The sequence below is a fragment of the Mycolicibacter sp. MU0083 genome (genome assembly GCF_963378075.1).
Taxonomy (GTDB): Bacteria; Actinomycetota; Actinomycetes; order Mycobacteriales; family Mycobacteriaceae; genus Mycobacterium; species Mycobacterium kokjensenii.
The window spans coordinates 1,149,153-1,166,381 of the sequence record NZ_OY726394.1 but is presented as its reverse complement, the minus strand read 5'-3'; the positions used below and the strand labels follow the sequence as shown (position 1 = coordinate 1,166,381).

17 protein-coding genes are annotated in these 17,229 nt (G+C 69.1%); 7 read left to right on the top strand and 10 right to left on the bottom strand.

Features of this window, described 5'->3' with window-relative positions; translation table 11 throughout:
• Positions 1-7: 7 nt before the first annotated feature.
• Positions 8-832, top strand: coding sequence for an SDR family NAD(P)-dependent oxidoreductase (locus RCP38_RS05540; RefSeq protein ID WP_308476090.1), 825 nt, complete (start codon positions 8-10; stop codon positions 830-832).
• A gap of 5 nt (positions 833-837) precedes the next feature.
• On the opposite strand, the gene RCP38_RS05535 is transcribed toward RCP38_RS05540, so the two are convergent.
• The 3 genes from RCP38_RS05535 to RCP38_RS05525 form a co-directional block, all read right to left on the bottom strand.
• On the bottom strand, positions 838-1,695 hold the full coding sequence (locus RCP38_RS05535) for a glycine betaine ABC transporter substrate-binding protein (protein WP_373692444.1): 858 nt from the start codon (positions 1,693-1,695) through the stop codon (positions 838-840).
• An 8-nt stretch (positions 1,696-1,703) separates the two neighbouring features.
• The gene (locus tag RCP38_RS05530) at positions 1,704-2,888 is read right to left on the bottom strand and encodes an NAD(P)-dependent malic enzyme (RefSeq protein ID WP_308476088.1); all 1,185 of its coding nucleotides are present in this window, start codon (positions 2,886-2,888) and stop codon (positions 1,704-1,706) included.
• Between the two features lie 231 nt (positions 2,889-3,119).
• Complete coding sequence (locus tag RCP38_RS05525; protein ID WP_308476087.1) at positions 3,120-4,109, bottom strand: malate dehydrogenase; 990 nt, start codon at positions 4,107-4,109, stop codon at positions 3,120-3,122.
• 172 nt (positions 4,110-4,281) lie between these two features.
• Here RCP38_RS05525 and corA point away from each other — a divergent pair, with 172 nt between their 5' ends.
• Positions 4,282-5,316, top strand: coding sequence for a magnesium/cobalt transporter CorA (gene corA / locus RCP38_RS05520; protein WP_308476085.1), 1,035 nt, complete (start codon positions 4,282-4,284; stop codon positions 5,314-5,316).
• 282 nt (positions 5,317-5,598) lie between these two features.
• On the opposite strand, the gene RCP38_RS05515 is transcribed toward corA, so the two are convergent.
• The 6 genes from RCP38_RS05515 to RCP38_RS05490 form a co-directional block, all read right to left on the bottom strand.
• Positions 5,599-6,207, bottom strand: a complete 609-nt coding sequence (locus RCP38_RS05515; RefSeq protein WP_308476083.1) for a suppressor of fused domain protein — start codon at positions 6,205-6,207, stop codon at positions 5,599-5,601.
• Positions 6,208-6,214: 7 nt separating this feature from the next.
• On the bottom strand, positions 6,215-7,360 hold the full coding sequence (locus RCP38_RS05510) for an ABC transporter ATP-binding protein (RefSeq protein WP_308476081.1): 1,146 nt from the start codon (positions 7,358-7,360) through the stop codon (positions 6,215-6,217).
• A 4-nt stretch (positions 7,361-7,364) separates the two neighbouring features.
• On the bottom strand, positions 7,365-8,192 hold the full coding sequence (locus tag RCP38_RS05505) for a carbohydrate ABC transporter permease (protein WP_308476079.1): 828 nt from the start codon (positions 8,190-8,192) through the stop codon (positions 7,365-7,367).
• A complete protein-coding gene (locus RCP38_RS05500; RefSeq protein WP_308476077.1) occupies positions 8,189-9,085 on the bottom strand; it encodes a carbohydrate ABC transporter permease in 897 nt (298 codons plus the stop codon). Before RCP38_RS05500 ends, RCP38_RS05505 begins: the two co-directional genes overlap by 4 nt.
• Positions 9,082-10,503, bottom strand: coding sequence for an ABC transporter substrate-binding protein (locus RCP38_RS05495; RefSeq protein WP_308476075.1), 1,422 nt, complete (start codon positions 10,501-10,503; stop codon positions 9,082-9,084). The genes RCP38_RS05500 and RCP38_RS05495 overlap by 4 nt, the downstream gene beginning before the upstream one ends.
• A 70-nt stretch (positions 10,504-10,573) precedes the next feature.
• The gene (locus RCP38_RS05490; protein ID WP_308476073.1) at positions 10,574-11,101 is read right to left on the bottom strand and encodes a YflT domain-containing protein; all 528 of its coding nucleotides are present in this window, start codon (positions 11,099-11,101) and stop codon (positions 10,574-10,576) included.
• A gap of 78 nt (positions 11,102-11,179) precedes the next feature.
• Between RCP38_RS05490 and RCP38_RS05485 the strand changes: the two genes are divergently transcribed.
• On the top strand, positions 11,180-11,725 hold the full coding sequence (locus RCP38_RS05485) for a DUF4190 domain-containing protein (RefSeq protein WP_308476071.1): 546 nt from the start codon (positions 11,180-11,182) through the stop codon (positions 11,723-11,725).
• Positions 11,726-11,759: 34 nt separating this feature from the next.
• On the opposite strand, the gene RCP38_RS05480 is transcribed toward RCP38_RS05485, so the two are convergent.
• Positions 11,760-12,731, bottom strand: a complete 972-nt coding sequence (locus RCP38_RS05480; RefSeq protein ID WP_308476069.1) for an HpcH/HpaI aldolase/citrate lyase family protein — start codon at positions 12,729-12,731, stop codon at positions 11,760-11,762.
• A 24-nt stretch (positions 12,732-12,755) separates the two neighbouring features.
• Between RCP38_RS05480 and RCP38_RS05475 the strand changes: the two genes are divergently transcribed.
• The 4 genes from RCP38_RS05475 (at position 12,756) to RCP38_RS05460 (ending at position 17,196) form a co-directional block, all read left to right on the top strand.
• Positions 12,756-14,054 (top strand): magnesium transporter MgtE N-terminal domain-containing protein, encoded by a 1,299-nt coding sequence (locus RCP38_RS05475; RefSeq protein WP_308476067.1) that lies wholly within the window; start codon positions 12,756-12,758, stop codon positions 14,052-14,054.
• Positions 14,051-14,569, top strand: coding sequence for a DUF1003 domain-containing protein (locus tag RCP38_RS05470; RefSeq protein WP_308476065.1), 519 nt, complete (start codon positions 14,051-14,053; stop codon positions 14,567-14,569). The genes RCP38_RS05475 and RCP38_RS05470 overlap by 4 nt, the downstream gene beginning before the upstream one ends.
• 109 nt (positions 14,570-14,678) lie before the next feature.
• Positions 14,679-15,992: a lytic transglycosylase domain-containing protein gene (locus tag RCP38_RS05465; RefSeq protein ID WP_373692443.1), complete on the top strand. Its 1,314-nt coding sequence runs from the start codon at positions 14,679-14,681 to the stop codon at positions 15,990-15,992.
• 49 nt (positions 15,993-16,041) lie between these two features.
• Positions 16,042-17,196, top strand: a complete 1,155-nt coding sequence (locus RCP38_RS05460; protein ID WP_308476063.1) for an Mrp/NBP35 family ATP-binding protein — start codon at positions 16,042-16,044, stop codon at positions 17,194-17,196.
• Positions 17,197-17,229: the final 33 nt, after the last annotated feature.

Below are 17,229 nucleotides of genomic sequence, written 5' to 3'. Positions count from 1 at the left end.
GAACCGCATGCAGGGATTCGCCGGAAAAGTCGCCGTCGTCACCGGCGCCGGTTCGGGTATCGGTAGGGCGCTCGCCGTCGAGCTCGCCCGCTCCGGCGCGCAACTGGCGATCAGCGACCTGGACACCGAGGGACTGGCCGAGACCGAGAAGCGGGTGGCCGCGCTGGGAGTGCCGGTCAAAGCCGACCGCCTCAACGTCACCGAGCGCGAAGCGTTCCTCCTCTACGCCGACGAGGTCAACGAGCACTTCGGCAAGGTCAACCAGATCTACAACAACGCCGGCATCGCGTTCAACGGTGACATCGAGGTCAGCCCGTTCAAGGACATCGAGCGGGTGATGGACGTCGACTTCTGGGGCGTGGTCAACGGCACCAAGGCGTTCCTGCCGCACCTGATCGCCTCCGGCGACGGGCACGTCATCAACATCTCCAGCCTCTTCGGGCTGCTGTCGATGCCCGGCCAGGGCGCCTACAACGCGGCCAAGTTCGCCGTCCGCGGGTTCACCGAGGCGCTGAACCTGGAGATGTCCATGAACAAGCACCCGGTCAAGGTCACCACGGTGCACCCGGGCGGCATCAAAACCGCCATCGCCCGCAACGCCACCGCGGTCGAGGGAATGGACGTGGAGGCGTTGGCCGACTTCTTCGACCGCCGACTGGCCTCCACCAGTGCCGAGAAGGCCGCCCAGGTAATCCTGGAAGGGGTCAGCAAGAAGCGGGACCGGGTGCTGATCGGCAACGACGCCCGCGCGCTGGACCTGCTGGTGCGCATCCTGGGCTCGAAATACCAGCGGCTGTTCGCCCTCGCGTTGCCCAGGCTGCGGCCGCAGTAGCCCCGCTACCGGCCCAGCGGATGCTCGTCGAGGAATGCGTCGGCGACCACCCGCGGGTCCGCACCCTCAACCACCTGTCGGCGCATGTCGGCCAACGCCTCGGTGTCCAGGACCCCGGCCACCTGGTTGACGGCCAGCAATTGGGCTTCGGTCAACTCGTTGCGGCGATACAGCGCGACCACGTTCTCGGCGCGTATCAGCGCGGGACGGGTGTCGGTGAGCAACACGGCGTCCTCGGGCACACCCGGGTCGGCCGTGCTGGTCCACGCAACGGTGATCCGGCCGGCGCGCAGCGCGGCGAACAGTGCCGCATCATCGGGGAATTCGCGTCGTTCGCCGAGTCTGCACCGGCCCACCGCCGGCGGCGACGGCATGCCCGCCACCCCGCCGACGACCAGCCCGCTGCAGTGTCGGGCCAGCGTGCGCAGATCGGTCCCACCCCAAGCGGCAGCCGTCGCTGCGGTCACCGCCGCCGCGGGTTTGTCCGCGGCCGTCATCGCGTAGTCCCCGACCGCGAGACCTTCGGGCAGCGCGCCGGCCAGTGCCCAGTAGACCGCCCGATCCGATCGGGCCGGCGAGCCGGGCGCGAACACCGTCAGGAACCGGCCGCTGAAGCCCGGAACGACGGTCAGCCCGCCGGTGTCGAGTTCGGCGATCGGGTCGGCGACGTCCTCGACGCGTACGGTCGCACCCGTGCTGCGCAGCGCTCCGGCGTACAGGTGGGCCAGGATCTGCGACTGCGGATCCGGGCGGGCGCCCACGCCCAGCGGCGTCGCCTCCGGCCCGGCTCCGCAACCGGCGATCAGCAGGGCCGCGCATCCCAGCACCAGGCGGCGCAGGCGGTGGCGGAGCGGCCCGGGCACCGGGTCCTCTAGGTGGCCGAGACCGCGGCCGCGACCGCCGCCGCGACCGCCGGTTCCACGCGGGGATCCAGCGGGCTGGGCACGATACGGTCCGGGGCCAGATCATCGGCGACGACGGAGAAGATCGCCTCTGCGGCGGCCAACTTCATGGCCTCGGTGATCCGCTGCGCACCGGCGTCCAGCGCACCCCGGAACACACCCGGGAAGGCCAGCACGTTGTTGATCTGGTTCGGGAAATCGCTGCGGCCGGTGGCCACCACCGCGGCGTACTTGGCCGCCAGGTCGGGGTGAATCTCCGGGTCGGGGTTGGACAGCGCGAAGATCACCCCACCCGGGGCCATCGTGGCGATCAGTTCCTCGGGAACCACGCCACCGGAAGCGCCCAGGAACACGTCGGCGTCCTTCAGCGCCTCGGCCAGGCCCCCGGTCAGACCGCGCGGGTTGGTCCGCTGCGCCAACTCGACCTTGACGTCGTTCATGTCGGTGCGGCCCTGGTGCAGCACGCCCTGCGAATCCAGCACCACCATCTCGGTGATGCCCTTGGACAGCAGAATGTTGGCACAGGCCACACCCGCGGCGCCGGCACCGGAGACCACCACCCGCAGCGAGGCGATGTCACGGTCCAGGACCTTGGCCGCACCCATCAGCGCCGCCAGTGCGACGATCGCGGTGCCGTGCTGATCGTCGTGCATCACCGGGCAGTCCAGGGCCTCGATCACCCGACGCTCGATCTCGAAACACCGCGGCGCGGAGATGTCCTCCAGGTTGACCGCCCCGAACGACGGGCGCAACCGCACCAGGGTCTCGACGATCTCGTCGGGGTCCTTGGTGTCCAACACGATCGGAATGGAGTCCAGGCCGGCGAACGTCTTGAACAGCGCCGCCTTGCCCTCCATCACCGGCAGCGACGCCGCCGGACCGAGGTCGCCCAGACCCAGCACCGAGGTGCCGTCACTGACGACCGCCACCATGCGGTGCGCCCAGGTGTATCGGGCCGCCAGCGTGTGGTCTGCGGCGATAGCGCGGCTGACCTGCGCCACCCCCGGGGTGTAGGCGATCGACAGCGCGCGCTGGCTGTCCAGTGGGGCTTTGAGTTCGACCGAGATCTTTCCGCCCATGTGGGCTTCGAAGATCTCCTCGTCGCCGATGACGATCGGCGAGCTGTTTACCGTGTTCACAAGGTTCTCGGACATCGGTAGTCCAGCCTACTGCGCTGGTTATCTAGCACGGCTATCGGCTGGGGCTGCCGACCGTGCGGGCACGGCGGCGACGCCGCCACATGGGCGTTTCCCGGTTTCCTGGCTGTTGGCCGCGGCCTCGCGGGGATGGTGGGCCACCGGAGAACCCGACCCACAAAGCACAAGCGCCCAGCCGATGGCTGGGCGCTTGTGCTTGCTGCAGGACACCGCTCGGGTGCCGGAACCCTAGATCAGGCCGAGGCCGGTGACGGCCTCGCGCTCCTCGGCGAGCTCGGCGGTCGAGGCGTCGATCCGGCCGCGGGAGAAGTCGTCGATCTCCAGGCCCTGCACGATGCTCCAGTCGCCGTTCTTGGTGGTGACCGGGAACGACGAGATCAGACCCTCCGGGACGCCGTAGGAACCGTCGGAGACCACGGCCATCGACACCCAGTCGTCGTCGGGGGTGCCGAGCAGCCAGCTGCGCGCTGCGTCGACGGTGGCCGACGCGGCCGACGCGGCCGACGACGCACCGCGCGCGTCGATGATCGCCGCGCCACGCTTGGCGACGGTGGGGATGAAGTCGTTCTCGATCCAGGCCTGGTCGTTGACGACCTCGGCGGCGTTGCGCCCGCCGACCTCGGCGTGGAAGACGTCCGGGTACTGGCTGGCGGAGTGGTTGCCCCAGATCGTCATCTTCTTGACGTCGGTGACCTTGGCGCCGGTCTTGGCGGCCAGCTGCGAGATCGCCCGGTTGTGGTCCAGGCGGGTCAGCGCAGAGAAACGCTCCTTGGGGATGTCGGGGGCGTTGCTCATCGCGATCAGCGCGTTGGTGTTGGCCGGGTTGCCGGTCACACCCACCCGGATGTCGGAGGCTGCGACCGCGTTGAGGGCCTTGCCCTGCGCGGTGAAGATGGCGCCGTTGGCCTCGAGCAGGTCACTGCGCTCCATGCCCGGACCGCGGGGGCGGGCGCCGACCAGCAGGGCCAGGTTGGCGCCGTCGAAGATCTTGTTGGCGTCCGAGCCGATCTCCACGCCCGACAGCAGCGGGAAGGCGCAGTCGTCGAGTTCCATCACGACGCCCTCGAGTGCCTTCAGCGCCGGCTCGATCTCCAACAGGCGCAGTTCGATGGGCCGGTCGGGGCCCAGCAGCGAGCCGCTGGCAAGGCGGAACAACAGGCTGTAGCCGATCTGGCCGGCGGCGCCGGTGACGGCCACTTTGAGTGGGGTTGTGCTCACGTCAAGTGCTCCTCGAACGGGTTCGGCAAGTCTGGATTCGGTCCGGGTCGAAACTAGCGCACCGACCGTCGTCCCGGAAACTCCGGACCCGCCGGCCAATCGTGCTCACCGTGCAGGTCGGCGCCGACCGCGTAGCATTTGACCGGCATCTGCTCCGGGAGGGAGAGCCGCCATGACGGCGTTGCAAGACCCGACACCACGGGTGCTGGTGGACTGCGGCGTCTACGCCGACGGCGAGCGGATTCCCGGCGAATTCACCCCCGCCGGCGCGCGGGCCAAAGTGCGCGAGATCGAAGCCGGTGGCGGCGAGGCGTTCGTCTGGGTCGGTCTGCACGAACCCGGCCTGGCCCAGATGCAGGGGGTGGCCGCGACGTTCCAGCTGCACCCGTTGTCCGTGGAAGACGCGGTGCAGGCGCATCAGCGGCCGAAGCTGGAGCGCTACGACGACACCCTGTTCCTGGTACTCAAAACCGTCAACTACGTCGCGCACGAATCGGCGCGGTTGCCGCGGGAGATCGTCGAGACCGGCGAGATCATGATCTTCGTCGGCAAGAACTTCGTGGTCACGGTTCGGCACGGTGAACACAGCAGCCTGTCCGACGTCCGCAGGCGGATGGACAACGATCCCGAGCAGATGCGGCTGGGGCCGTTCGCGGTGATGCACGCGATCGCCGACTATGTGGTGGACCGCTATGTCGAGGTGACCAATCTCATGGAGACCGACATCGACGACATCGAAGAGGTGGCGTTTGCGCCGGGCACCCGTACGGATGTCGAGCCGATCTACCAGATCAAACGCGAGGTCGTCGAACTGCGGCGCGCGGTGGCCCCGCTGACCCTGCCGTTCGAGCGGATGCAGACCGACTACCGGGACCTGGTCTCCAAGGAGGTGCGGCGCTACCTGCGCGACGTCGCCGACCACCAGACCCGGGCCGCCGAGCAGATCGCCGGCTACGACGAGTTGCTGAGCTCGCTGGTGCAGGCCGCACTGGCACGGGTGGGCATGCAGCAGAACACCGACATGCGCAAGATGTCGGCCTGGGCGGGCATCATCGCGGTGCCGACCATGATCGCGGGCATCTACGGGATGAACTTCGATCAGATGCCCGCCCTGCACTGGGCGTTCAGCTATCCGGTGGTCGTCGCCGGCATGGCCGTCATCTCCGCGGTGCTCTACCGCGCGTTCCGCCGCAACGGCTGGCTCTGAGTCGCGCCTGCTGCCCCACCCGCGCCCCCTTCCGGCGAGCGGGCGTGTTTGCCCGTCGACACGCCGTCGAAAAGCGTGCAACCACGCACGCTCATCAACCAACGCGACGTCGTAGGCGCGCACCGACTACTCCGAAGACCTCAGGTTTGCGGCGGACCCCGCCCCTGCGTGAGCGTGCACAGGTGTACGTAAACCGCGGCGTGTCGACGGGCAAACACGCCCGCTCGCCGGGGACGGGGACAGTTGGCAGGGGCGGGGGCAGGGGCGGGGGCAGGGACAGAGCTAGGTGGGTTGGGAGGCGGAGCGGGCGGGGTCACACACATCCACACCGTCGACCCGCCAGGCCTCACGCATCGCCTCGGCGCCCTTCAACCGCACCCAGGCCGCTTCGGTCGCGGTGATCGGGGTGGCCGAGAAGAACCGCACCGGTTCCCGGGGCCCGTCCAGCGCCAGGTCGGCGATGTCACTGGTCCCCAACAACACCGCGGTGAACGGCACCGGGCCGGACGGCCCGGTCCACAGCGGCCCGCCCAGATCGATCAATCCGTCCGGCGCCAACACCACCCCTTCGACCGCCGGCGACGCGGCCATCGCGGCCAGGCTGCGGGCCAGCCCGGTATCGGTCCCCGAAGATCGCAGTCGCACAACGATTTCAGCGCGCGGACCGTGTACCGGGTCGGCGAGGATCTCGCCGGGATCGCCCATCGGATGACGGGAACACCCCGCCGACACGTAATGCACCATGCGGTCGGGGCCGGGCCCGTACCGCAACACCTCGATCGGCTCGACGCCCAGGAAGGTGATCCGCGCGGTGTCCGGTTCGGTCGCCATTCCCGCGGCGCGGAAGTGCTGCCGAACGTGGGCGCGCACCCGGTCGAGAACGTCACTCACCGCCGCGTCACCGTCCGGCCGGTGCGACGCTGAGGTTGACCCCGGTCTTGGCGTCGAACACCACCACCCGGCCGGGGTCCAGCGCCAACTCGATCGGTTGACCGCCATGGGCTTTCGACTCGGCCGGAACCCGGGCCACCAGCCCGTTGTCGGCCGGCGCGTCGGCGGACCCGTTCGGGGTGAAGTACACGTACTTGTCCGCGCCCAGCGATTCGACGAGGTCGACGCGCGCAGCGAACGTCACCGCGGCGTCGCGCCCGGCCTCGTCGAGCAGCGCGGCGTCGCCGAGGTGCTCGGGACGCGCCCCGATGACCACGTCCCCGCCGGACGGCGCGGGATGTCTTCCGATCGCCTCGCGGGTCGCCGCATCCAGCGGTATCTCGCCGAAGGACAGCCGGGCGCCGGTCGCGGTCAGGGTGCCGGGGAAGAAGTTCATCGCCGGGGACCCGACGAATCCGGCGACGAACAGGTTCGCCGGACGCTGGTAGAGCTCGTCGGGGGTACCGATCTGCTGGGCGATGCCGCCGTGCATCACCACCACGCGGTCGCCCAGCGTCATCGCCTCGGTCTGGTCATGGGTGACGTAGACCGTGGTGGTGCCCAACCGGCGCTGCAGTCGGGCGATCTCGCTGCGCATCTGTACCCGCAGTTTGGCGTCGAGGTTGGACAGCGGCTCGTCCATCAGAAAGGCCTTGGGCTGCCGCACGATCGCCCGGCCCATCGCCACCCGCTGCCGCTGCCCGCCGGAGAGTTGCGACGGCTTGCGATCCAGCAGGTCGGTCAGATCGAGGATCTTGGCGACCTCGGCGACCTTCTCGGCGATCTGCGGCTTCTTCATCTTGGCCAGGGTCAGCGGGAACGCGATATTGCCCCGCACCGTCATGTGCGGGTAGAGCGCATAGGACTGGAACACCATGGCGATGTCGCGATCCTTCGGGGCGCGCTCGTTGACGCGTCGACCGCCGATCCGAAGTTCCCCCGACGAGATCTCCTCGAGACCGGCGATCATGTTCAGCGTGGTGGATTTTCCGCAACCCGACGGGCCCACCAGGATGATGAATTCGCCGTCGGCGATCGTCAACGACAGATCCTGCACCGCCACCGCGCCGTCGGGGTAGCTCTTGGTGATGTGGAGGAGTTCGATCTCTGCCATCGGCCTATCCCTTCACCGCACCGGAGGTCAGTCCCGCCACGATCCGTCGTTGGAAGATTAGAACAAAGACGATGATCGGCACGGTGATGACCATCGCGCCGGCCGCGATCGACCCGGTCGGTTCCTCGAACTGCGAACTGCCGGTGAAGTTGGCGATCGCCACCGGGGCGGTGATCGACGCCTTGGTGGCGGTCAGCGACAACGCCAGGAGCAGATCGTTCCAGGCGAAGATGAACACCAGGATCGCGGCGGTGACGATCCCCGGCGCCGCCAGTGGTGCGATGACCTTGCGGAACGCCTGGCCCGGGGTGGCACCGTCCATCTTGGCGGCTTTCTCCAGTTCCCAGGGGATCTCGGCGAAGAACGCCGACAGCGTGTAGATCGCCAGCGGCAGCGCGAAGGTGATGTAGGGGATGATCAGCCCCGGCCAGGTATCGAACAGTCCGGTTGCCCGTTCGATGTTGAAAAGCGGTGTCACCAGCGATATCTGGGGAAACATCGCGATGAGCAGCGCCGCGCCGACCAGCAGGCGCTTGCCGCCGAACTCCAGGCGCGCCACCGCGTAGGCGGCCATCGCTCCGATCACCACCGCGATCACCGTGGTGATCAGGCCGATCCCCACCGAGTTGATCAGCGCGGAACCGAAGACGTCGCCGGAGAAGATCCCGCGATAGTTGTCCAGGGTGACCGACGAGGGAATCAGCTTGCCGTCTTTGACCGTTGCCGTCGGCTTGAGCGACAGCGAGAAGATCCACAGCACCGGGACCAGGGCGTAGACCACCACCGCCAGGTCGATGATCAGCCAGGCGGTGCGGCGGCGCAGGTCGGTCATCGCCGGTCCGATCCCGGCGCCGCGGCGCCGAACACCTTGATGAACACCCAGGCGATCAGCGCCACGCAGCCGAAGATCAGCACCGAGATCGCCGATCCCAAGCCCACGTTGAACCCCTTGAACAGGTTGTCGTAGCCGAGGATGGACACCGAACCGGTGTCGTTCGAACCGTTGGTGAGCACGTAGATGTTGTCGAAGATCCGGAATGCGTCGAGCGTGCGGAACAGCAACGCCACCAGGATCGCCGGCTTCATCATCGGCAGGATCACACTGACCAGCCTGCGCCACGCGCCGGCGCCGTCCATCTGTGCCGCCTTGAGCAGATCGTCGGGGACCAGCGCCAGACCGGCCAATAACAGCAGGGCCATGAACGGCGTCGTCTTCCATACCTCGGCCGCCACCACGATCGCCAGTGACGGCAACTGCTGGGTCAGCGGCGCGCTGCCCGCCGGCAGCAGGTCGGCCAGATACCCGGTGCCGGGTGTCCAGGCGTAATACCAGCTGTAGGCGGCCGCGACCGTCACGATCCCGTAGGGCACCAGCACGGCGGTGCGCACCATGCCCTTGGCGAACAGACTCCGGTGCATCACCAGCGCCAGGGCCAGGCCGAGTACGAATTCGATGGCCACCGAGACCACGGTGATCCCCACCGTCACCCCGACCGCAGTCCACCAGTAGGAGTCGGTCAGCGTGGTCTGGTAGTTGGCCAGGCCGACGAAGGCGGTGTCGTCCGGAGTCGCGAGGTTGTAGCGCAGCAGGCTCAGCCAGATCGCGTAGCCGATCGGGTAGGCCGTCACCGCCAGCATCAGGATCACCGCGGGAGCGACGAGCACTACGGCCAGCCGACGCTGCGCGCGCACGTCGTCGGCGCGCGAACCGGTATGCGACGTCACGGGATCAGCCCCTTGCCGTCGATGGCCTTTTGCACCTGCACCGCCAGTTCGTCGGCGGTGCGTTCCGGGTCGATTGCGGTGATCGGCGCCAGTGTCGCCGAGATCCGGGTCGACACCACCTGGTAGACCGGGGTCACCGGGCGCACCGCGGCGTTGGTGAGTTGTTGACGGATCACGCTGTGCTGCGGGTATTTCTCCCGGAACTGCGGGTCTGCGTAGACCGAGGCGCGCACCGGCGGCAGGCCTCCCTCGATCGCGACGTATTTCTGGTTCGCCGCGGTGCGCAGACAGCGGACCGCGTCGAACGCCTCGGCGCGGTGCCGGGTGGTCCGGGCCACCGCGAGGTTCAGCCCGCCGAGGGTGACCTTGGCGGGCTCTCCCGCCACCACCTCCGGATATGGCGCGAAGCCCAGCACGGCACGGCTGGCGTCGTAGGCGGCCCGGTACTGCTCTTCACTGGGCACGAATGCGCCCACCCCGTCGATGCTGCCGGCCAGATCCGAACGTCGCTGCAGCGGAAGGAATCCCACGCCACCCTTGACCGCGTTCTCCAGCATCGACGGCAGCACGTAGGGCCAGTTGACCTCCAACGCGGCGTTGCCCTGCTCGAACGCCAGCCGTGCGCTGGCCTCATCGCTCTGAGTGATCGACGGGTCGGCTCCGGGAGCTTCGGCGACCGCCTTCATGATCTGCAGGGCGGCCACGGTCGCGGCTCGATGTTCCGCGGTGTCGACGAGGGTGACGGTGTTGCCGTCGTCACCCAGCACGTGCCCGCCGGCACTTTCCAACAGGGTGTTGAACCACACCATCAGGCCTTCGTACTGCTTGGCCTGAACCGCGATCCAGCTGGGCTGCCCGGCGGCGTGCAGGCGGGCTGCCTCGCCCAGCACCTGGCGCCAGGTCGACGGTGGCGACGTGATCAGATCCGGGCGGTACCAGAGCAATTGGGTGTCGGTGACGACCGGGGCCGCGTAGAGCCGCTGGCGCCACCGGGCGGTGGCGAGCGGACCCGGCAGGGTGTCGGCGACCGCATCCGCCTCGGCTTTCCCGGCCGGGTCCTCGGCGAGCGGGAGCGCCCAACCGGCCTCGGCGAACTCCGCGGTCCACACCACGTCCAGGCCCATCACGTCCAGCGTGCGGTCGTTGCCGGTCAGCCGGCGCGCCAGTTGCAGCCGTTGATCGTCGGCGGCGCGGGGCAGGCTGAACTGCTGCAGGCGGTACCTGCCGCCGGCCTGTTCGGTGCAGCGCCGGGCGAGGGTGCTGAACGTCGCGCTGTTGTTGGCCGGGATGTAGACGCTGATGACCGGACCGCTTCCGGCCGACTCGACCGAACCGCAGGCCGATGCGGCCGAGGCGACGGTCAGTGCCGTGCACGCGGCCGCACCGAGTCGTCGTAGGCGACCGCGCCGAATCGCCACGCCACCAGCCTCCCCTCTGTTCGTGCCAGAACGGTAAGGCCGGTTGCCTGCGCTACGCAACAACGCGGAGTCAGAGGGTCAGCTTCGCCAACAGATCCCGGCCCTGTTCGGCACTCTGCGGGTCACACAGCACGTCGTAACGACCGGCGACCAACTGCATGGTCGAGCTGAAATCCCTTGTACCGCGGGCCATCGCATAGGGCACCGATGAAGTGATCAGGCCGAAGAAAACCCCGGCTACCAAGCCCGTCACCAGCGCCTGGGTCGGGTTCTCGCTGAAGATGCCCAGGACCAGCCCGATGAACAGGCCCAGCCAGGCGCCGGTCAGCACCCCGCCGCCGAGCACCTTGGGCCAGGTGAGTCGGCCGGTGACCCGTTCGACCTGCATCAGATCGACACCGACGATGGTGACCTGGTGCACCGGGAATTGCTGGTCGGACAGATAGTCCACCGCCCGCTGCGCTTCGGCGTAGGTGGGGTACGCCCCGATCGGCCAGCCCTTCGGCGGGGTCGGCAGCCGCGTCACGTCGCGGCGCCCGGGTGCCCCGGGGCCACCGAGTGGATCGGGTGTTTGTCCTGGCTGAAAAGGACTGGTCATCGAAATTCTCTCTCCTTGCTCCGGGAACCGATTGTCGGACGACAAGCCGGTCACAGTGCATCGGCTAGGTTGAACAGCATGACAGCTCCCGGAGGGGATCCTGGCGAGAATCCCCCAGGCCATGCCGATCAGCCCTGGACCAACCCGGGTTCGCCCGCACCCGCCCCGGGCGGCTGGGCCAACCCGGCAGGCTTCGGCGGGCCGCCGCCGGAATCCGGGTTTCCCCCGCCCGGCGGTTACCCGCCGCCCGGCGGCTATCCGCCACCCGGCGGTTACCCGCCACCGGGGGGCTACCCCCCGCCGGGTGGTTATCCGCCGCCGGACTTCGGCATGCCCACCGGGCACCCGCCGCCGGGCTATGGCATGTACCCGGGCGGCTACCTTCCCGACGGGCAGCAGCCGAAGACCAGCGCGCTGGCGATCGGCTCGCTGGTTCTCTCGGTGCTGAGCCTGGTGTTCTGGCCGCTGGCGGTGGCCGGGGTCATCCTGGGAGCCGTCGCGCTGAACCAGATCAAGACGACCGGCCAGGCGGGCCACGGCATGGCGGTGGCCGGCACCGCGGTCGGCGGTGTGGCCCTGCTGCTGGGGATCATCGCGTCGATGGTCGCCATGAATGTGAACTAGCGGCGCCTCGACACCCCGGCCGGTCCAGGCCGGTCTAGGCCGGCGAGGGCGGGGTGAACGCCGGTGCCTGTCGGCTCATCCCGGCCGCCCGGCCCTTGCCCGCCACCACCAGCGCCATCTTGCGGCTCGCCTCGTCGAGCATCTCGTCGCCGAGCATCACCGCGCCGCGGGCCCCGCCGGCCTGCGAGGTGTGCCAGGCGTAGGCCTCCAGGATCAGCTCGGCATGGTCGTACTCGGCCTGGCGCGGGCTGAAGATCTCGTTGCCGGCCGCGATCTGGTCGGGGTGCAGCACCCATTTGCCGTCGTAGCCCAGCGCGGCCGACCGGCCGGCCACCCGGCGGAACGCCTCGACATCGCGCACCTTCAGGTAGGGCCCGTCGATGGCGGCGATCCCGTGGGCCCGCGCGGCCACCAGGATCGTCATCAGCACATGGTGGTAGGCGTCGCCCTCGGTGTAGCCCTCCGGCTGCTCCCCGACCTCCAGGGTGCGGGTGTTGAGGCTGGCCATCAGGTCCGCCGGACCCAGCACCAGCGCCTGCACCCGGGGTGCGGCGGCGATCGCGTTGATGTTGGTCAGTCCGCGCGCGTCCTCGATCTGGGCGTCGATCCCGATGCCGCCGACCGGCAGCCCGTAGGTGGTCTCCAATTGTGTGAGCAGCAGGTCGAGCGCATGGACGTGCGAGGCGTCCGACACCTTGGGCAACACGATGACGTCGAGTCGGCTACCGGCCGCCCCGACGGCCGAAACCACCTCGATCAGATCGGCGTGCGTCCACGGTGTGGTCCAGTCGTTGACCCGCACCCCCAGCAGCGGGGCGGTCCAGTCCTGGGCGGTGAGTGCCGCGGCGACCTGCGTTCGGGCCTGCTCCTTCGCCGCCGGCGCGACCGCGTCCTCCAAGTCCAGGAACACCTCGTCGGCCGGTAGGGCCTTGGCCTTGTCGATCATCTTCTGGCTGCTGCCGGGGACCGACAGGCAGGTACGGCGGGGGCGATATGCGTTGGTCACCTAAATACTCCTACCCTTTCAACCATGGCGTCGAGCAACAGGGTTTACGCAGCACGGCTCGCGCGGTTGCTGGTGCTGGGCCCGTTCGGCGAATCCGTGGGTCGAGTCCGCGACGTCGTGGTCAGTCTGAGCATCGTCCGCCAGCAGCCCCGTGTCCTGGGGCTCGTGGTGGAACTACCCACCCGCCGACGCATCTTCGTGCCCATCCTGCGGGTCGCCGCCATCGAACCCAACGCCGTCACTCTCAACACCGGCAGCGTATCGCTGCGCAAGTTCAACCAGCGCCCCGGCGAGGTGCTGGTGCTGGGGCAGGTGCTCGACACCAAGGTCCGGGTCACCGACCCGGAACTGCCGGAACTGGCCGACGTCGACGTGACGATCACCGACTTGGCCATCGAGCAGAGCCGGACGCGCGACTGGCTGGTGACCCGGATCGCGGTGCGCCATTCGCGGCGGTTGGGCCGGCGCGCCGCGGTACACATCGTGGACTGGCAGAACGTGCAGGGGCTGACCCCGTCGGCACTGGCGATGCCGGGGCAGGGCGTGGCGCAACTGCTGCAGCAGTTCGAGGGCTGGCGTCCGATCGAAGTCGCCGACGCCATCCGCGAACTGCCGCCCAAACGCCGCTACGAGGTGATCCACGCGCTGGACAACGCGCGATTGGCCGACATCCTCCAGGAACTGCCCGAAGAACGTCAGGCCGTGGTGCTCGGGCAGTTGGGCACCGAGCGTGCCGCCGACGTCCTCGAAGAGATGGACCCCGACGACGCCGCCGACCTGTTGGGCGTGATGAACCCCACCGAGGCCGAGGCGCTGCTGGCCCGGATGGATCCCGACGACTCGATTCCGGTGCGCCGACTGCTGGAGCACTCCCCCGACACCGCCGGTGGCCTGATGACCTCCAACCCGGTGGTGCTGACCGCCGACACGTCGGTCGCCGAGGCACTGGCCCGGGTGCGCGACCCCGACCTGACCCCCGCGTTGTCGTCGCTGGTCTTCGTGACCCGCGCCCCAACCGCCACCCCGACCGGACACTATCTGGGCTCCATCCCGTTGCAGCGGCTGCTGCGGGTGCCGCCGGCCGATCTCATCGGCGGGATCGTCGACTCCGACCTGCCGGTGCTGAACCCGGAGGTGTCGCTGGCCCAGTTGACCCGGTACTTCGCGGCCTACAACCTGGTCTGCGGGCCGGTGCTCGATGAGCAGAACCACCTGCTGGGAGCGGTGACCGTCGACGACGTGCTGGATCACCTGCTGCCCGCTGACTGGCGGGAAACGCCCGAACCCGACCTGGGGCCGAAAATCGCCGGGAGGACGCAGTGACCGACCGCTCGACATCACAGCGGCTCTCCACCCCCCGCACCTCGCGACTGCCCGGCCTGCGGATGGACCCCGACGCGCTGGGCCGATTCACCGAATCGGTGGCCCGATTCTTCGGGACCGGGCGCTATCTGGCCATTCAGACCATCTTGGTGGTGGGATGGATCCTGCTGAACGTCTACGCGGTCAGCCTGAAATGGGACCCGTACCCGTTCATCCTGCTCAACCTGGCGTTCTCCACCCAGGCCGCCTACGCGGCCCCGCTGATCCTGCTGGCCCAGAACCGACAGGAGAACCGGGACCGGGTCAGCCTCGACGAAGACCGCCGGCGCGCGGCGCAGACCAAGGCCGACACCGAATACCTTGCCCGGGAACTGGCGTCGCTGCGACTGGCGGTCGGCGAAGTCCCCACCCGCGACTACCTGCACCACGAGCTCGAGCGGGTGCGGGAACTGCTCGAAGCCCTGCAACCCGAGTCCGATCCCGGCCGCGGCGAGCGCCCGCACGCACCGAGCTGACCGGCGGTTTGAGCCGGATAACCGTCACCGGTGGGACAGACGTTGGGTATGGTGACCTAGTTCACGAAGCCCGGCCGGGTTTCATCATCGCGGAATTAGGGGCGGCCGAGTGCCTACAGGGGGCGACGCACCGGTATCGGTGTCGCGCGCTGCCAGGTTGCGGCGGGCGGCCCGGTCGGCTTTACGTCCGGCATTCGGACTGGCATTCATCACCCCGCTGGTGTTCGCCGGCGCGGTAGGCGCCACTCCCCGGACTCCGTCGACCACGCTGCCGCTGCGCAACGCCGCGATCACCCCGCTGGCCGCGTCCGTCAGCACCTCGTCGGCGGGCCGTTCCTCGGGGCCGTCGGTGGTCGCGGTGCAGCGTCCGCAGGCGAACCTGCGGGTGGCCTCCGGTGCGCCGTCGGCACCGCCGGCAGCGGTCGTCTACGCACCGGGCACGTTGGGCATCCCCAAGACCGCGTTGCAGGCCTACCGCAACGCCGAACACCAGATGACCACCGCCGCCCCCGAATGCGGCATCAGTTGGAACCTGCTGGCCGGCATCGGGCGCATCGAGTCCGGCCACGCCAACGGCGGCGCAACCGACGAACGCGGCAACGTGCTCCAGCCGATCTACGGCCCCGCACTCGACGGCACCCTGCCCGGCAACGAGGTGATCGTGGCCAGCAGTGCGCCCGGCCGTGTCGTCTACGCCCGCGCCATGGGCCCCATGCAGTTCCTGCCCGGAACCTGGTCCCGCTACGCCGCCGACGGCGACGGCGACGGCAAAGCGGACCCGCAGAACGTCTACGACGCGACGCTGGCCGCCGCGCGCTATCTGTGCAGCGGCGGGATGAACCTGCGTGATCCGTCCCAGGTGCTGAGCGCGATCCTGCGCTACAACAATTCGATGGCCTACGCCGAGAACGTGATGGGCTGGGCCGCGGCCTATGCGACCGGGGTCGCGCCCGTGGACCTGCCGCCGATCGTGGGCCCGGCGCCGCCGATCGCCGATCCGCATCTGGAGCATCTGGAGCACCCGGAGGGGCTGGGACCGCAATCGCTTGCCATGCACGGGATGTCGCCGGCCGAACAGTCCGGGGGATCCACGCTGATCGACCTGGGCCAGCCGAGCTTTGAAACCCAGATGGCCAGCCTGCCCTGGCTGGCACCGTGGATGACTCCCGCCGAGCAGCAACTGCCGCGTCCCTCGGCGGCCTGCCGGATGATCTGCTTGGAACCGCAAGGCGCGGGCGCTCCGCCGGCACCGGCCGCGCTGCCGCCGGACTCGTTCGGCGTCCCGGAAGCCGCACCGGAACAGCCTGCACCGATGCAGGCGTACGCCGTCGCGCCGGCTCCCCCCGAGCAGCCCGCACCGGCTCCGCAGCAGGCTTATGCGACGCCGCCGCCGGACGGTGCACCTCCGGCCCCGCCGTTCTGACCAAGATCACAGGTAGCAGCGCACGCGCACTGGCCTAGACTCGATTGCGATGTCCCAGAATCCCGATGACACCGCCGCCCTGCACGACGCGATCTATGCAGCTTTGGGCACCGTGCTCGATCCCGATATTCGGCGCCCGATCACCGATCTGGGCATGGTCAAGAGCATCGAGATCGCAGCCGATCACAGCGTGCACGCCACGATCTACCTGACCATCGCCGGCTGTCCGATGAAGGCCGAGATCACCAACATGGTGACCCGGGCGATCAACGATGTGCCCGGTACCGGTCCGGTCAAGGTCAGCTTGGATGTGTTCAGCGACGAGCAGCGTGCCGAACTGCGCAAACAGTTGCGTGGCGACACCGTCGAACCGGTCATCCCGTTCGCCCAGCCCAGTTCGCTGACCAAGGTCTATGCGATCGCCTCCGGCAAGGGCGGGGTCGGAAAGTCCAGTGTGACGGTCAATCTCGCGGTCGCGCTCGCCGAACGCGGCCTGTCGGTCGGCGTGCTCGACGCCGACATCTACGGGCACTCGGTACCGCGGATGATGGGCGTCACCGCGCTGCCCACCCAGGTCGACTCGATGATCATGCCGCCGATCGGTTATGGCGTGAAGGTGATCTCGATTGCGATGTTCACCCAGGGCAACACCCCGGTGGTCTGGCGCGGCCCGATGCTGCACCGGGCGTTGCAGCAGTTCCTCGCCGACGTGTACTGGGGCGACCTGGACGTGCTGCTGCTGGACCTGCCGCCGGGCACCGGTGACATCGCGATCTCGGTGGCCCAGCTGGTGCCCTCCGCCGAGATCCTGGTGGTGACCACGCCGCAGCAGGCGGCCGCGGAGGTGGCCGAGCGGGCCGGGGCGATCGCCCTGCAGACCCGTCAGCAGGTCGTCGGCGTGGTGGAGAACATGGCCGGGTTGGCCATGCCCGACGGGTCCACCATGCATCTGTTCGGTGAGGGCGGCGGCGAGCGGGTCGCCGAGCGGCTGACCCGGGCGATGGGCCGCGACGTCCCGTTGCTGGGTCAGGTGCCCATCGACACCGAGATGGTCACCGGCGGCGACTCGGGGTCCCCCGTGGTGCTCTCGCCGGAATCCGCAGCGGGCAAAGAGTTGCGGCGTATCGCCGAACGGCTGGCCACCCGCAAGCGCGGGCTGGTCGGGATGTCGCTGGGCCTGGACACCGGTTCCACCCGGCGCTGATCCGGCGTCCCACCGCGGGCGCGGTGGCCGTAC

What these genes read in the sequence shown, in the direction of transcription:
- RCP38_RS05540 (WP_308476090.1), top strand. Translation starts at nt 8, where the DNA reads ATGCAGGGATTCGCCGGAAAAGTCGCCGTCGTCACCGGCGCCGGTTCG.
- RCP38_RS05530 (WP_308476088.1), bottom strand. Translation starts at nt 2,888, where the DNA reads ATGTCCGAGAACCTTGTGAACACGGTAAACAGCTCGCCGATCGTCATC.
- corA (WP_308476085.1), top strand. Translation starts at nt 4,282, where the DNA reads ATGACGGCGTTGCAAGACCCGACACCACGGGTGCTGGTGGACTGCGGC.
- RCP38_RS05510 (WP_308476081.1), bottom strand. Translation starts at nt 7,360, where the DNA reads ATGGCAGAGATCGAACTCCTCCACATCACCAAGAGCTACCCCGACGGC.
- RCP38_RS05505 (WP_308476079.1), bottom strand. Translation starts at nt 8,192, where the DNA reads ATGACCGACCTGCGCCGCCGCACCGCCTGGCTGATCATCGACCTGGCG.
- RCP38_RS05490 (WP_308476073.1), bottom strand. Translation starts at nt 11,101, where the DNA reads ATGACCAGTCCTTTTCAGCCAGGACAAACACCCGATCCACTCGGTGGC.
- RCP38_RS05485 (WP_308476071.1), top strand. Translation starts at nt 11,180, where the DNA reads ATGACAGCTCCCGGAGGGGATCCTGGCGAGAATCCCCCAGGCCATGCC.
- RCP38_RS05475 (WP_308476067.1), top strand. Translation starts at nt 12,756, where the DNA reads ATGGCGTCGAGCAACAGGGTTTACGCAGCACGGCTCGCGCGGTTGCTG.
- RCP38_RS05460 (WP_308476063.1), top strand. Translation starts at nt 16,042, where the DNA reads ATGTCCCAGAATCCCGATGACACCGCCGCCCTGCACGACGCGATCTAT.